This is a genomic window from Bacillus sp. IBL03825 (genome assembly GCF_024712505.1).
GTDB lineage: Bacteria > Bacillota > Bacilli > Bacillales > Bacillaceae_G > Bacillus_A > Bacillus_A wiedmannii.
Window position 1 is genome coordinate 873,667 of the sequence record NZ_JAMXKE010000001.1, and the last position, 13,806, is coordinate 887,472.

Sequence of the window (13,806 nt, forward strand, 5' to 3'; positions counted from 1 at the left end):
ATTTGTAGAAGGATATTCAGTTTTATATAAGTTATAAGGCGTTTTTTCGAATAATCATCGGTAAGAAAAAGGGGGCGTTTTGATGGAGTCATCTGTTATTAAAGTGTTAGATGATTTAGATGTACAAATTTTAGATATATTGCAGAAGGAATCACAAGTAAGTAATGCAGAGCTTGCGCGACGCGTTAATTTATCACCAGCTGCGATGCATGCGAGAATAAAAAGATTAGATGGAGAAGGTTTCATTGATAAGCAAGTAGCCATTTTAAATCAAGAAAAACTCGGTTTTGATTTGTTATGCTTCATTTTTATGAGTACAAATATTCATCAATCGGATAAACTTGACGTGTTAGAAAAAGAATTAGAAGCGATGCCTGAAGTGTTAGAGTGTCACTGTTTAACAGGAGAGTATGATTACTTATTAAAGGTTGCAAATCGTGATCGTAAAGAGCTGGAGCAGTTTATTAGAAAGCTGAATAAGCTTGGTATTACAAGGATACAGACGAGTTTAGCACTTCGTGAAATTAAATATTCGACAGTATTACCGATCCGAAATGAGGAACCGAGCATCGATTAGATTGCTTGGTTTTTTGTTTGTATAAATTGATTGACGAGGAGAAAGGAGAGATGTATTATTATATAAAATTATGTATTAAAATACGATTTGAGTTATAAATATTAATATCGGGGGCAAGGGGATAGAATATGAAAATCTTTAATGCGGTTACGAGTGATGTGAAGGAAATTTATAGTCTCATTGAAGTTTATGCAAAAGAGGGAGTGGTTTTACCGCGTTCTCTTTTATCTCTCTATCAATATTTACAATGTTTATATGTTGTGAAAAAAAGCGATGAGATTGTTGGGGTTGCTGGTTTACATGTGTTAGGGGAGGACCTTGCAGAAGTCCGTTCTTTAGTCGTTTCGCATACATATGCAGGGAAAGGAATCGGGCGTATGTTAGTGAACCATGTAATAAATGAGGCAGCGAAAATAAAAGTGAGCAGAGTCATTTCTTTAACATATGAAACGGGATTTTTTCAAAAGTGCGGGTTTGATTTTGTGAATAGAGAGGCGCTACCAGAGAAGGTATGGATTGATTGTAGACATTGTCCAAAGGTTGATTATTGTGATGAGGTGGCGATGATTCGATATGTTGGATGAAATTTTCAGAGAGAAAAAAGTCCCACTATTATTTACGTAATAGTGGGACTTTATATTTTAGGGGGAATTAAGAACTCGAATTCGTTTTTCTTACTGCAAAATTAAAAATGGGATTTTTAAGCTCATAGTTATAAGTAGAACCATCGACAAGCCCTACAACTTTATCACTATCGTAAAGATCAAGCATAAATTGTGCCATTTGTTTTGCAGTGTGGAATTTCGGTACAACATTATTGTATTCGAACTCATCAATATCAAATGAACGTTTTGCAAATTCTGTTTCAGTTGCAGCAGGTGCTAAAACTTTGGCTTGCAGTTTTGCACCTTGTTCTTTCAATTCGTGAGATAAACCTTCTGTAAATGCACTTACATAGAATTTCGTAGCGCAATACGTAACAGCATCAGCAACAATTGTGTATCCACCGCCTGATGAAATGTTAATAAGTTGCGTGCCATCAACCATGGAATAATCTCGAACGAAAAGTGAAGAGAGTATGGTTAATGCCTCTATATTTACATGTAACATCGTTTCAATTTTATTTAAATTTTGTTCAGCAATTGAGGCGAAATTACCAAACCCTGCGTTGTTAATCCACGTTTCAATTTGAAAGGCTTGTAGGTCTTCATAAAGCTTATAAACATTTTCCATGATAGATAAATCAGTTCTTCGAATAACAACATCTAATTCTGGATTCATTTCGTTAATTTTTAATTTTAATCTGTCTAATTCTTCTTGTCTTCGAGCTACAAGTATTAAATTTTTTCCACGAGATGCAAAGGCTAAAGCCGATTCATAGCCAATTCCAGAACTAGCACCAGTAATAACAGTGTATTTCATATAAAATCCCCCTAAGTTCAAATAAATGTATTATGGTTAGATTTTATTTGTTAGAGTATACTCTAAGTCAAATGTTTTTTATCAATTTGATAAGGCTATAAAATGTATGAGGATGAGTATGTGGAGGAGTGAGAGTATGTATACAATTAGCGAGGTGGCTAAATTAATAGGAGTGAGCACACATACACTACGTTATTATGAAAAGGAAAATATATTAATTGCAAATCGCGATACAAATGGGAATCGACTTTATGAAGAGTCACATATAAAGTGGTTGCAGTTTGTCATGAAATTAAAACAAACGCAAATGCCAATAGCGAAAATAAGAGAATATGCCAGGTTATATTTAGAAGGGGAGCATACAACCGAAGATCGTTTACAACTCCTAGAAGATCATAAGAAATCTATTCAGATTCAAAGAGAAAACTTAGTCATTACAGAAAAGATGCTTGAGAATAAAATTATTGCATACAAGGCATCTTTGGAAAATAAATAGAAAACATAATCCGTTCCTTAGTTATATGATAAAAATGGATTGGATCTCATAGTGTGCTGGCAAATAAAAAAGAGCAGCTAGCAAAAGCTAACTGCTCTATTAAAGGGATCTCTCCAAGGGGGAGTGGAGAAAATATTATGTTACTAGCAGTATTAACAGATTATTAGGAAATATACAAATCGGATGAAAGAAATTTTAAATAATCTTTCGGTATTGACAGTTTTTAAAATATTCATGTACAATATTTATGAATGACATTCAGTCATTTTTCAGCGGAAGGATATAGTTAGCTCGGAAATGGAACAAATATAATGGTAAATGAGGATGATAGTTGTTTTATATATAGTAGTGATGAAAGAGAATATTTTTTTAAAACAAAAATGACTGATAGTCAGTCATAAGAGGTGAGAGGTATGAAAAATAGAGCTTGGTTATATGTCATATTAACATGTATCTTTGAAATTTTTTGGGTGTTTGGTTTTAATACAGCCGATACTTGGTGGCATTGGATTATTATTTTAGGAGTTATCGCTGTTGATTTTTATTTTCTTTCTAAAGCGTGCGAACATCTTGCGACAGGGACTGTATATGCCATCTTTGCTGGAGCTGGTACTGTAGGTACTTTCTTAATGGATGTATTCCTTTTCGGCGGAAGTTTCAGCGTAGGAAAACTATTCTTTATCGTGATGGTTGTAGCTGGCGTTATCGGTTTAAAGCTAGCTGATAATAAAGAAGAAACTGTGGAAGGAGCTGCTTAAAGATGGGTTGGTTTTTCGTATTTTGTGCTGCAATTAGTGAAATAGTCGGTGTGATTGGTCTTAAAATGTACAGTAAAGATAAGACGTTAGCAAATGGAGCGATTTATATAGGTGGATTTGCTACATCCTTTGCATTCTTGTATACATCTTTCTTATTTTTACAAGTGAGTGTCGCGTATGCGGTTTGGATTGGTATTGGAACAGCTGGTGCCGTGTTATTAAATATGTTCCTGTTTGGTGAGTCGAAAAGTAAAGCACGTATCATTAGTGTAGCTCTTATTGTATGCGGAGTGACAGGATTAAAGGCTCTTTCGTAAAGATATACTACATTTAATCTCCTAATTATTTATTAGGAGATTTTTATTATTAAAAAATGATTTCCTCTTAGAGTTCACTATCATTGACAGTACAATCGATTATCTTATAAAATGAGTGACAGTCATTCAATACGCGTTTGAAAGGGTTTAGATGATGAATAAAAAAGAAAAAATTGTCTATGCAGCTATTGAAGTGTTTCAGGAAAAGGGCGTTGAAAAAACGAAGATTTCTGATATCGTGAAATTGGCGGGCATTGCACAAGGAACTTTCTATTTATATTTTCCTTCTAAGTTATCTGTTATGCCTGCAATAGCAGAAGTGATGGTTGAAAAGATGATATTGGCAGTAAAGGAAAAAGTGCAAAATGATGCGCCTTTCTCAAGTAAAGTGACGCAAGTAATAGATGCGGTGTTTCACTTTATAGCGGAATATCGTGAAATACAAGCTTTAATGTATGCGGGTCTTGCATCTACAGAACATATAAAAGAATGGGAAGCTGTGTATGAGCCTCTTTATATGTGGTTAAGCGAATTTTTAAGTGAGGCGAAAGAAGCTGGTGAAATTCGTAATTCGGTTCACGCGGAGCGAACAGCGAAGTTATTTATTGCTCTTGTTGAATCAGCAGCGGAACAAGTCTATTTATATGATCATAAAGATGATGAGCAAGTCGAGCTACAAAAGGCAGAAGTACTAGATTTTTTAACACATGCACTACATATAAAGAAATAGTAAGATGAACCTGTCTGAGAAGGTAGGTTCATCTTTGAGGAAAACTGAATGATAGTCATTCACCTAATACGTATGTATGTGTGAAAGGATAGAGTGAAATTCTAATGAGTGGGGCATCTTCACTCATTATTAGCCCACAAAGAGCAGGATAAAGAAAAAGCTTCTTGGGCATTATTTTTTGAGAGGAATTTACGGGAAGAGGTGTTAAAAAGTGAAGAAACCGATAAAAGAACAAAAGATGGTATTGGTCATTCTTTTGAGTAATATATTTATTGCTTTTTTAGGGATTGGATTAATCATTCCGGTTATGCCGTCCTTTATGAATGATATGGGTTTAACAGGGAAGACGATGGGTTATCTCGTTGCAGTGTTTGCAATGGCTCAGCTTATTGCTTCACCTATTACGGGTCGCTGGGTCGACCTTTATGGTAGGAAGAAAATGATAATCATTGGATTATTTATTTTTGGTGTTTCAGAGCTGCTTTTTGGATTAGGAACAGATGTATGGATGCTCTATGCAGCGAGGGTGTTAGGCGGAATTAGTGCTGCGTTTATTATGCCAGGTGTTACGGCATATGTTGCTGATATTACATCTATGCAGGAACGTCCAAAGGCGATGGGATACTTGTCTGCGGCGATTAGTACCGGATTTATTATAGGGCCTGGAATTGGCGGGTTTATTGCAGAATACGGTATACGTGTGCCGTTTTTCGTTGCAGCAGTAATTGCCTTTGTAGCATGTGTGATTTCGATTTTTATTTTAAAAGAACCATTAACGAAAGAAGAGCTTGCAGAGATTTCTTCTAATACGAAAGAATCAAGTTTTATTGGGGATTTAAAGAAATCATTACATCCAATGTATGCAATCGCATTTATTATCGTATTTGTACTCGCATTCGGATTATCAGCGTATGAAACTGTGTTTAGTCTGTTTTCTGATCATAAGTTTGGATTCACACCGAAAGATATCGCGGCAATCATTACAATTAGTTCAATCTTTGGGGTAGTTGTGCAAGTCTTTATGTTTGGCAAATTGGTCGACATGTTTGGTGAAAAAGTGTTAATTCAAATATGTTTAATTGTAGGTGCAGTATTAGCGTTCGTTTCAACTGTAGTCTTTAATTATTGGATTGTACTTCTCGTTACTTGCTTCATTTTCTTAGCATTTGATTTACTTCGTCCAGCTTTAACGACGTTTTTATCAAAAGCAGCTGGAAAAGAGCAAGGATTCGTTGCTGGTATGAACTCGACTTATACGAGTTTAGGAAATATCGCAGGACCAGCGATGGGCGGAATATTATTTGATATGAATATTCATTATCCATATGCATTTTCAGGAGTTGTTTTAATAGTGGGTCTCGGTATTACATTTATGTGGAGAGAGAAACAGCTAGCTGAGAGTTTTGCGAAGTAATGTAGTGAATTACGTAAGCCCCTTACCATTGTTATGGTAAGGGGCTTTTTGTTTATCAAGCTATTGGAGCTAGGGTCGATAAATTTTCACTTTATAAACTTAATCCAAACCGTTTTAATTCAATGAAAATCCCTTCTAATTGCTTTCCTTTATCTGTTAATGTGTACTCTACACGAGGCGGAACTTCTGGATATACTTTTCTCGTTATAATGCCTTGAGATTCTAGTTCTTTTAGTCGAAGCGATAATGTTTTCGGACTAATGCCATCCATTGATTTTTGTAAATCACTAAAGCGTAATGTTCCTTCGATAAGAAGATCGCGAATGATTAAAAACGTCCATTTTGTACGAATTACATCAAGGGTTTTAGCGATAGGACAAGGTATGCCAGGTAAACCTTTCGTTAATTCAACTGGATCTATATTGTTCATGGAACTAGCCTCCATAAAATTTTTTTGAATGAATTTGCTTTATAGTATCACAAAACTATATTTTTGGTAACTATATGAAAAAAATATCACTACTTCCATAAAGGAAGTTAATGCATATACAATAGCAATACGAAATAAAAAGGGTTTGTATGAAGGAGAGGTGATTACCCTAAGTATGAAAAAGTTATTTGTATTTTGCAGTTTTTTCTTCATGTGTATTGTGCTTGTAGCGTGTAGTGGGGAACAAAAAACTGAAGTCCAGTTATTAAAAGAAATGCCAAAGCCAAAAGCAATGACAATTGATCCCTCACTAAGTAAAAAAGAAGCGACAGAAATGGTTCATGCAGCGCAGCGTTTTTATGCATTTTGGGATACAGGTAAAGAGGAGCTTATTCCGCAGACGGTTACTGAAAATTTTTTCGATAACACACTGCCGAAAGGTCGACCACAAGGAACGGAAGGATTAAAGCTTGCGGCGCAAAACTTTCGTAAAGTCGTTCCTGATATACATTGCGAGATTGAAGATTTATTAGTCGTTGGTGATAAAGTAACAGCTCGTCTTTCTTTTACAGGAACTCATAATGATAAGAAAATCAATTTTTTTGCAATTGATATTTTGCATGTGAAGGATGGCAAGATAACGGAAGATTGGCATTTAGAAGATAATCTTACGCTGAAACAACAACTTGGGTTAATAGCTGAAGAGTAAATTATATAGGAGAGAGAAAGCGATGAAAAATATATTCATTATAAATGGACATGAAAAATACGGTACGAAAGAAGGACGTTTAAATAGAACGTTAGTTGATTATATGGTAACGGTATTAAGCGAGAAGCATCATGTGAAAACAACAACGATTCAAGATGGCTACAGTATTAAGGAAGAACAAGAGAAGTTTTTATGGGCCGATGTTGTAATTTATCAAACACCAATTTATTGGTTTAGTGTTCCTGGATTATTTAAAACGTATATGGATGAAGTATATGAATATGGCTTGTTCTTTAAAGGTGCTGATGAATATGGAACAGGTGGTTTATTAAAAGAGAAAGAGTATATGTTTTCTACAACTTGGAATGCGCCTGAGAAAGCATTTGGAGATAAGACGAAGTTCTTTGAGGGAGAAAGTTTAGAGTCAGTGCTTAGTCATTTACATCGCGTGCAAAAGTTTCTTGGGATGAGTTCGTTAAAGAGTTTTGCTTGTTATGATGTGGTGAAGAATCCGAATATTGAGCAGTATTTAGAGAATTTGAAGAACCATTTAGAAGAATTCATTCAATAATTACAGCCATTCCCGTATTTAATGCGGGGATGGCTGTATCCATAACTTCGCAAAATTTGCCGAGCCGAATGAATCAATTGTTACATTTTTTAAAGAAGAAGGGTATGTTTTTTCTTTTTAAAATGGATCCACTTCAGCTAAGTTTTGAGTGGTACTAGGCTGTAGCAAAAGATTTTTTAACGTTCCTACTTCAGAAAGAGCTACTAATATGTAGCCACTAATCAGTATAATAAGCCCAATGACGCGTAACGTTTGTAAGCTCACTTCATTATTATTCGTTTCCGTTGGATTTGGGGGCGTTGAAGGTGGATTATTGTTCATAGCTAGGCTCCCATCTTTTTTATCTATATATGTGTAAAATTATTATTTAACTTATGGATAGGAATCGTGTAGTCATTTTCACTATATGAGAACTGCCTATGAAAAGTGATTAGAAATTTGGGGACGAAAAAGGGGTGAATCCAAATGTCATTAAAAATGATATTCTTTTTTATTTTTCATACAAATAAAAAGGTTAACCAAAGTAGCTAAATAGCTATTTTGGTTAACCTATAATAACTATCCTAATATACGCAACGATTCTTCAATAAACGCTGGGATGTCCTTTGGTTGTCTACTTGTTACTAGCTGATTTTGGCATACGACAACCTCTTTGTCATGAAAATTTCCACCGGCATTTTTCAAATCGACCGCAATGGATTTATATCCAGTCACATCGCGTCCTTCAAGTGTTTGTGCAGTGATGAGTAATTGGGGGCCGTGACAAATAGCAAAAACAGGTTTTTTCGAATCCATAAATGCTTTGCTAAAGCGAACAAAACGTTCATCTGCACGAAGTATATCTGGGGAAAATCCGCCTGGTATGAAGAGGGCATCAAAGTTCTCTGGAGTAACATCATCAATACTTTTATCAATTACGACTTCACTTTTTCCTTGTTTACCGTGTACCGTTTTACCTTTTTCCATTTCAATAGTTGTTAATTCATATCCCTTTTGATTAAAAGCTGCTACTGGCTCTGTGTATTCTGTATCCTCGAAATAATCCGTTATTAAAATAGCAATTTTTTTACTCATTGCAATCAGCTCCTTATATTATCGGTTCCAGAATCATCTTTGGGTAATGTCTTTTATAAAGTGAAACTTTAATTCATATTTTTTCATTCCCTCCAGTTCCTTTGCCCTGTTACTTTAATACATACCCTTTTTGTTAGGGCGTAAACATGTATGATCATTTTTGTATGTGAAAATCATAAAATATCGGTTGTTTCAGTAATTCTTGTTTGAGGAAGAAAAATAAAAAAGCCAAGGAGATAATTTATCTTCTCCTTGGCTTTAAGATAATTCCTTTCGTTAAAACGCAGAAACGCGTTGCTTCGTTTTTGGTACAATAATAAATTTGATCCAGAGTACTCCGATAATCATAATGATAAGGCTATGTAAAAATTGCCCTGTAGCAATGAGTATAACAATTGAAAATACAATGAGTTGAATGCTTAGTAATATAAAGATTAAGCGAAGAAATTGGTTCATTCGTTTTTCAGTATCAATCGGATATAATGCTACGATAATATTTCCCGAAAAATATTTCCACAGGGAACGGAGCTGCATAGAAATCATATATAGAACGATGTAAGCGATAGCGCCTTTTACGTATATGTTTGGTATAAAATATAAGGCGAAGGCACCGATCAACCCTAAACGAATATATATACCGAAATAATCATTCCCGCGTAAAAATGCTAGTGTATGTAAATAGAAGAAAGTTGCTCGTTTTTTATGTAATAAAGGTTCAATCCAATTTGTAAGCCATTTTCTTTTATTTACTTGCTTATTCAGTTGCGGAACATCGGTAAAAATGCTAGCAAATTGATAAAAACGAACGTCCATTTTTTCTTCTTGTTCGATTATGTAATCCCACGGTATTCGTTTTGTAGGCTGTTTTTTCGTATATAGAAGTAGGAAAGCAAGTAGTAAGAGTAATCCGCCTAATATGAGAACATGTGCCGAGTAAAACAGCATGTAAATGATTAGGGCGTTACAAGCAACACGGATGATCAGCCATATACTTTTTTCATAACTATCACGCCACATCCAATGTGTATATATATTCCAAGCTTTCGTAATCATTAAAACGATAAAGATTGTACATAAGAAAGGTACCGTTAATTGTAATGATTGCAGTGCAAGTGGAACGAGAATAAGGAACGTAAATAATAATGGGAAAAGCTGAATGATGTAATTATATAGAAGAGATTTTTTAAAATAAGATGTTAGTTTCTCTTCTAATGCAAGCAAATAGACAGCATCAGGTTTTTGAATAAATGTACGGATAGGACATTTCGTTATAATCGCTGTTAGGACGATTGTAATAAGTAATAAAGATAGTCCTTTAGAAGGACCTGTCTTAAGAAACTTTGCATAATAGTAAGCACCTATACAGGCAACGAAGATAAAGCTATATAGTAAACCGTTAATCATACGTGCAAAGTATGTAATGATGTTTTGCATATGTTGTTGGAAGCGGCTGCTCCATAGTGATTCGATTGACATGTTTTTCACCTCTTTTTTCTATTATATATGTTTTATAAAAGAAAAAACGAGCAAATTGCGTTACGCAACTTGCTCGTTTTTCTTTTCGTTATTTTTTTTCTCATCACGATTCATTAATGGATAGAAAGCAAATCCGATTACGAATAAACCAATTCCGAGAAGGAACGTTTTTATATCGGATGCGCCGGTTTTAATAACCCATAGTGCGTAGCAAAGTGCGATTACTGCGACTATGCCATCTGTAATTCTTGCCCGCATTTCATTTTTATATGTTTCACCAGTAGCGACTAGTTTTAACTGGAAGATTGGTGAAACGAGATATGGAATGAGGTAAGCTAGTGTTGATACGGTAATAACGAATGTATAAGCTTCCGCAATGGTTCCTGATAATGTTGAGAATAAGAACACTTGCGACATAATGTTTGTTAATCGTAATGAGTAAATTGGACTTCCTTTTTTATTTGTTTTCGTGAAGAAGGAAGGGAAGAAACCTTCTTTTGCTGCTTGATACGGTACTTCTGAGCTTAATAAAATCCAGCCTAATATAGAACCGAATAGGGAAGTAAGAGCAAGTAATGCCATCAGTTTCCCGCCGCCATGACCCATCGCAGCATTCAATGCGTCTGCTAATGGACGTTCAGAAGCTTGTAATTTATCAACGTGAAGTACACCCATTGTTAAAATTGTAATTCCTAAGTAAATCGCAACTGTAATAAGTAACCCCGCAACTGTTGCGCGTTTTACTGTTTTAGGAGAGGTAGCACGGTTTGATAAAAGTACTGCTGATTCAATTCCGATAAATGCCCAAAGCGTTGTAAGAGCGGCTAAGTTTACTTGTGAAAGAAGGCCGTGTGATACACCTGATTTATCGATCATCGGTGTGTACCATTGTCCAAATTTAGAAGCTTCGAATGCAAATAACGTAACGACGATGAATAAAAGGAATCCCGTTACTTTCGTTGTTGTTGCTAAGAAGTTTAACTTTCCAGCTCCGCTTACACCGTTTGTTAATATAATATGAGTTCCCCAAAGTAAGATGGAACAAATAGTAAATGTAATTAGTTTTCCAACTTCTATGTTAAAAGAACCGATTGAAAATAGTAGTCGTGTATCTTTCATAATTGGGAAGAAGAGTGATAAATATCCCGCGAAAGATGTAATGATGGCAACGTTACTTGCCCAGTTTGCAACCCAATATCCCCATACCATACTGAAACCAGCCATTTTTTTCTTTTTTGGTGTTGAGAATAAAGCATATGCATGACTTTGTGGTCCTGTCGTTAAATCAGGACGACGAATTGCTAAATTACCGAAAACAAGAGCTAGCATTAAAACACCAAACCCTGTTGTTAACCAAGCTAAAGTGACACCGAGAGGGCTTGCTGTTTGTGCTAACGTACTTGGCACCATGAAAATACCAGCGCCAACCATGTTACCGACAACGAAAGCTGTTAGTACCCAAAAGCCCCATTTTTTTTGTTGCATAGAAAATACCTCCAAAGTTAGTATAACCAAGTCAAGCGAGGAGATATGTATGTCTTCTTAGTAGAGAAGAGAAGTCCCAAACAAAACAAAAAAAGCACGTAATTTGCCGCTACATGCTTTCTATCTTATAAGAAACCCACGACATACCTCTCGATAGCTCTCCACAAACGAAACGTTTGTGACAGTTCTGCACTTATTAAATGCAGACCCAGCAAGCGTGCATGGTGGACACAACTTACTTCGGCAATCATTCCTTTCTCATTCCTTCATCAATGCCACTACATCTCCTGAAACGATACTCTTAATGATTGCAACCTCTACCTCACCGAGATACGAATGAGGATTTAAATATTAAATTAACGTCTTTAAGAGTAACAAATGAATTTTTATACGTCAATGGATATAGTAATAATCAGATTATAGAGAAGAGTTTGTGATTAGGAATGGATAATTATTTGATATAAAAAGAAGCTGATCTAAAACTAGATCAGCTTCTACATATAGGATTAAACTAAGTTTAATACAGTTACTTTTTCACGTGTCATAGACTCAAGGCTCTTACGAATACCTTGTGCGCCCATACCTGAACCTTTTACACCGATGAATGGGAAGTGGTCAGGGCCGCGCTCTGTGCGTCCGTTAATTTGAACAGAACCAGTTTCGATTTTGTTAGCAATTGCAAATGCTTTGTTAATGTCTTTTGTGAAGACACTTGCTTGCAGACCGAACTCTGATTTGTTAGCAATCTCAATTGCTTGCTCATCTGAAGAAACACGGATGATTGGAAGGATTGGGCCGAATGGCTCTTCCCAAGCAACTTTCATTTCTTCTGTTACGTGGTCGATTAATGTTGGATAAATTAAGTTACGCTCACGTTTGTTACCGATAACAATTGTTGCACCTTTTTCAACAGCGTCATCAACTAAACCTTGAACGAAGTCAGCAGACTTGTCGTCGATTAATGGAACGATTGTGCTGTCTTGTTCTGGAGATCCAACTGATAGCTCAGCTACTTGCGCTTTTAATAAGCCAACAAGCTCGTCTGCTACGTTTTCGTGTACAAGTACACGTTTAATAGCTGTACAACGTTGACCAGAGTAAGAGAATGCACCGCTTACGATATGGTTTGCAGCATCTTGTAAGTCAGCATCTTCACGAACGATACCAGGGTCTTTACCACCAAGTTCTAATACAAGTGGAATCATTGCAGCTTTTTTCGCTAAATGTTTACCTGTGTTTGTACCACCTGTGAACGATACCATATTGATACCTTCGTGCTCTACTAAGTAGTCACCAATTACAGAACCGCGTCCTGTAGCTACGTTTACAAGACCTTTTGGAAGGCCAGCTTTATGAAGTGCTTCAACCATTTTAATACCGCTAATTGCACCTTGAGTTGCTGGTTTGAAAATAACAGCGTTACCCATAATTAATGCTGGTGCAAGTTTTGCAGCAGATAAGTTTACTGGGTAGTTAAATGGTGCGATTGCTAATACAACACCAAGTGGTGCGCGTTGGATGATCGCAAGTTTCGATTTCGTTCCGCCAGGGAAGCTATCGCCCATCATGCTTTCTCCGTGCATATGAAGAGCTTCTTCAATTGTGTAACGAATGAAATCAGCTGTACGAACAACTTCTTTCTTCGCATCTTTATATCCTTTACCGACTTCTTTCATAATGATATCGGCAATTTCATCTTGCATATTTACGAGCTCATCAGCCCATTTATATAAATATTTTGCGCGATCTTGTAGAGAAGCTTCCGCCCATGATTTTTGAGCTTCTTTTGCAGATGCAATTGCTTCATCTACTTCTCCGCGAGTAATTGCTTGTACTTGTCCAATTACTTCGTGTAAGTATGGAGATGGAATTTCGATTGTTTCTCCTGAAGAGCTTTCTCTCCATTCTCCGTTTAAATAAAATTTGTACGTATTGCTAGTTGTCATGATTAGTCCTCCTAAAATAGCAACTTGTAAGAGTGAGTATAAGGTGATTGTAGGGTGTTTGATAACATTTTTCAAATGAAATGTTTGTGAAAACGATTTCTTATTCTTTTTTTGTTTTGTATGCCCTTTCTTACAGAAGATTCCCTTATTTCAAAATGATGTAGCGTATATTTTTATTCGGTTTGTAAAAAAAACAATTGACAGAATACTCAATAAAGTTGTAAGATTATAAATGGAAAATAAATGAAGGGGGTGTGCGTAATGATTGTAATCGTAAATGTAATGGGCTTAGCTCTGTTAAATGGCAGAAAACATTCATATCATTACGCAACCCGTACGGATATATAGGGCATCTTTGTCTTATGAAAAGCGTACGTTGCGTATATCGTAACGTACGCTTT

16 protein-coding genes and 1 riboswitch are annotated in these 13,806 nt (G+C 35.8%); of the genes, 9 read left to right on the forward strand and 7 right to left on the reverse strand.

Going from position 1 to position 13,806, the window contains the following annotated elements; translation table 11 throughout:
- Positions 1 to 82: 82 nt before the first annotated feature.
- Both NHG49_RS04595 and NHG49_RS04600 read left to right on the forward strand, forming a co-directional pair.
- Positions 83 to 577 carry an Lrp/AsnC family transcriptional regulator gene (locus NHG49_RS04595; protein WP_000446100.1) on the forward strand — a complete coding sequence of 165 codons (495 nt, stop codon included), beginning with the start codon at positions 83 to 85 and terminating at the stop codon, positions 575 to 577.
- A 128-nt stretch (positions 578 to 705) separates the two neighbouring features.
- Positions 706 to 1,161: an N-acetyltransferase gene (locus tag NHG49_RS04600; RefSeq protein WP_258125578.1), complete on the forward strand. Its 456-nt coding sequence runs from the start codon at positions 706 to 708 to the stop codon at positions 1,159 to 1,161.
- Between the two features lie 67 nt (positions 1,162 to 1,228).
- Here the strand turns inward: NHG49_RS04600 and NHG49_RS04605 are convergent, their stop codons facing one another.
- A complete protein-coding gene (locus tag NHG49_RS04605) occupies positions 1,229 to 1,999 on the reverse strand; it encodes an SDR family NAD(P)-dependent oxidoreductase (RefSeq protein ID WP_064473859.1) in 771 nt (256 codons plus the stop codon).
- 136 nt (positions 2,000 to 2,135) lie between these two features.
- Here NHG49_RS04605 and NHG49_RS04610 point away from each other — a divergent pair, with 136 nt between their 5' ends.
- The 5 genes from NHG49_RS04610 (at position 2,136) to NHG49_RS04630 (ending at position 5,714) form a co-directional block, all read left to right on the forward strand.
- A complete protein-coding gene (locus NHG49_RS04610; RefSeq protein ID WP_064473858.1) occupies positions 2,136 to 2,495 on the forward strand; it encodes a MerR family transcriptional regulator in 360 nt (119 codons plus the stop codon).
- Between the two features lie 413 nt (positions 2,496 to 2,908).
- A complete protein-coding gene (locus tag NHG49_RS04615; protein WP_064473857.1) occupies positions 2,909 to 3,253 on the forward strand; it encodes a DMT family transporter in 345 nt (114 codons plus the stop codon).
- Between the two features lie 2 nt (positions 3,254 to 3,255).
- Positions 3,256 to 3,570, forward strand: a complete 315-nt coding sequence (locus NHG49_RS04620) for a DMT family transporter (protein WP_000539670.1) — start codon at positions 3,256 to 3,258, stop codon at positions 3,568 to 3,570.
- A 151-nt stretch (positions 3,571 to 3,721) separates the two neighbouring features.
- Positions 3,722 to 4,300 (forward strand): TetR/AcrR family transcriptional regulator, encoded by a 579-nt coding sequence (locus NHG49_RS04625; protein ID WP_064473856.1) that lies wholly within the window; start codon positions 3,722 to 3,724, stop codon positions 4,298 to 4,300.
- A gap of 211 nt (positions 4,301 to 4,511) precedes the next feature.
- On the forward strand, positions 4,512 to 5,714 hold the full coding sequence (locus NHG49_RS04630) for an MFS transporter (protein ID WP_064473855.1): 1,203 nt from the start codon (positions 4,512 to 4,514) through the stop codon (positions 5,712 to 5,714).
- A 91-nt stretch (positions 5,715 to 5,805) separates the two neighbouring features.
- Here the strand turns inward: NHG49_RS04630 and NHG49_RS04635 are convergent, their stop codons facing one another.
- The gene (locus tag NHG49_RS04635) at positions 5,806 to 6,144 is read right to left on the reverse strand and encodes a winged helix-turn-helix transcriptional regulator (protein ID WP_001059468.1); all 339 of its coding nucleotides are present in this window, start codon (positions 6,142 to 6,144) and stop codon (positions 5,806 to 5,808) included.
- Positions 6,145 to 6,319: 175 nt separating this feature from the next.
- Between NHG49_RS04635 and NHG49_RS04640 the strand changes: the two genes are divergently transcribed.
- Both NHG49_RS04640 and NHG49_RS04645 read left to right on the forward strand, forming a co-directional pair.
- Positions 6,320 to 6,853, forward strand: coding sequence for an ester cyclase (locus tag NHG49_RS04640; RefSeq protein WP_258125579.1), 534 nt, complete (start codon positions 6,320 to 6,322; stop codon positions 6,851 to 6,853).
- A 22-nt stretch (positions 6,854 to 6,875) separates the two neighbouring features.
- Positions 6,876 to 7,424 (forward strand): NAD(P)H-dependent oxidoreductase, encoded by a 549-nt coding sequence (locus tag NHG49_RS04645; protein ID WP_064473853.1) that lies wholly within the window; start codon positions 6,876 to 6,878, stop codon positions 7,422 to 7,424.
- A 117-nt stretch (positions 7,425 to 7,541) separates the two neighbouring features.
- Here NHG49_RS04645 and NHG49_RS04650 read toward each other — a convergent pair whose 3' ends face one another.
- The 5 genes from NHG49_RS04650 to gapN all read right to left on the reverse strand — a co-directional run bounded on the left by NHG49_RS04650 (position 7,542) and on the right by gapN (position 13,405).
- Entirely contained in the window at positions 7,542 to 7,745 is a 204-nt protein-coding gene (locus tag NHG49_RS04650) for a hypothetical protein (protein ID WP_064473852.1), read from the reverse strand.
- Positions 7,746 to 7,982: 237 nt separating this feature from the next.
- Positions 7,983 to 8,498, reverse strand: a complete 516-nt coding sequence (locus NHG49_RS04655) for a type 1 glutamine amidotransferase domain-containing protein (protein WP_242289930.1) — start codon at positions 8,496 to 8,498, stop codon at positions 7,983 to 7,985.
- Positions 8,499 to 8,774: 276 nt separating this feature from the next.
- Positions 8,775 to 9,974, reverse strand: a complete 1,200-nt coding sequence (locus NHG49_RS04660) for an ABC transporter permease (RefSeq protein ID WP_242289929.1) — start codon at positions 9,972 to 9,974, stop codon at positions 8,775 to 8,777.
- Between the two features lie 60 nt (positions 9,975 to 10,034).
- Positions 10,035 to 11,459 (reverse strand): amino acid permease, encoded by a 1,425-nt coding sequence (locus tag NHG49_RS04665; RefSeq protein ID WP_064473849.1) that lies wholly within the window; start codon positions 11,457 to 11,459, stop codon positions 10,035 to 10,037.
- 146 nt (positions 11,460 to 11,605) lie between these two features.
- Positions 11,606 to 11,787, reverse strand: a riboswitch (Lysine riboswitch).
- Positions 11,788 to 11,965: 178 nt separating this feature from the next.
- Positions 11,966 to 13,405 (reverse strand): NADP-dependent glyceraldehyde-3-phosphate dehydrogenase, encoded by a 1,440-nt coding sequence (gene gapN / locus NHG49_RS04670; RefSeq protein WP_000213622.1) that lies wholly within the window; start codon positions 13,403 to 13,405, stop codon positions 11,966 to 11,968.
- Positions 13,406 to 13,806 lie beyond the last annotated feature (401 nt).

Coding starts and splice junctions, on each gene's coding strand:
- NHG49_RS04665 (WP_064473849.1), bottom strand. CDS start 11,459: ATGCAACAAAAAAAATGGGGCTTTTGGGTACTAACAGCTTTCGTTGTC.
- NHG49_RS04625 (WP_064473856.1), top strand. CDS start 3,722: ATGATGAATAAAAAAGAAAAAATTGTCTATGCAGCTATTGAAGTGTTT.
- NHG49_RS04645 (WP_064473853.1), top strand. CDS start 6,876: ATGAAAAATATATTCATTATAAATGGACATGAAAAATACGGTACGAAA.
- NHG49_RS04620 (WP_000539670.1), top strand. CDS start 3,256: ATGGGTTGGTTTTTCGTATTTTGTGCTGCAATTAGTGAAATAGTCGGT.
- NHG49_RS04615 (WP_064473857.1), top strand. CDS start 2,909: ATGAAAAATAGAGCTTGGTTATATGTCATATTAACATGTATCTTTGAA.
- gapN (WP_000213622.1), bottom strand. CDS start 13,405: ATGACAACTAGCAATACGTACAAATTTTATTTAAACGGAGAATGGAGA.
- NHG49_RS04605 (WP_064473859.1), bottom strand. CDS start 1,999: ATGAAATACACTGTTATTACTGGTGCTAGTTCTGGAATTGGCTATGAA.
- NHG49_RS04655 (WP_242289930.1), bottom strand. CDS start 8,498: ATGAGTAAAAAAATTGCTATTTTAATAACGGATTATTTCGAGGATACA.
- NHG49_RS04595 (WP_000446100.1), top strand. CDS start 83: ATGGAGTCATCTGTTATTAAAGTGTTAGATGATTTAGATGTACAAATT.
- NHG49_RS04635 (WP_001059468.1), bottom strand. CDS start 6,144: ATGAACAATATAGATCCAGTTGAATTAACGAAAGGTTTACCTGGCATA.
- NHG49_RS04640 (WP_258125579.1), top strand. CDS start 6,320: ATGAAAAAGTTATTTGTATTTTGCAGTTTTTTCTTCATGTGTATTGTG.
- NHG49_RS04660 (WP_242289929.1), bottom strand. CDS start 9,974: ATGTCAATCGAATCACTATGGAGCAGCCGCTTCCAACAACATATGCAA.
- NHG49_RS04600 (WP_258125578.1), top strand. CDS start 706: ATGAAAATCTTTAATGCGGTTACGAGTGATGTGAAGGAAATTTATAGT.
- NHG49_RS04650 (WP_064473852.1), bottom strand. CDS start 7,745: ATGAACAATAATCCACCTTCAACGCCCCCAAATCCAACGGAAACGAAT.
- NHG49_RS04610 (WP_064473858.1), top strand. CDS start 2,136: ATGTATACAATTAGCGAGGTGGCTAAATTAATAGGAGTGAGCACACAT.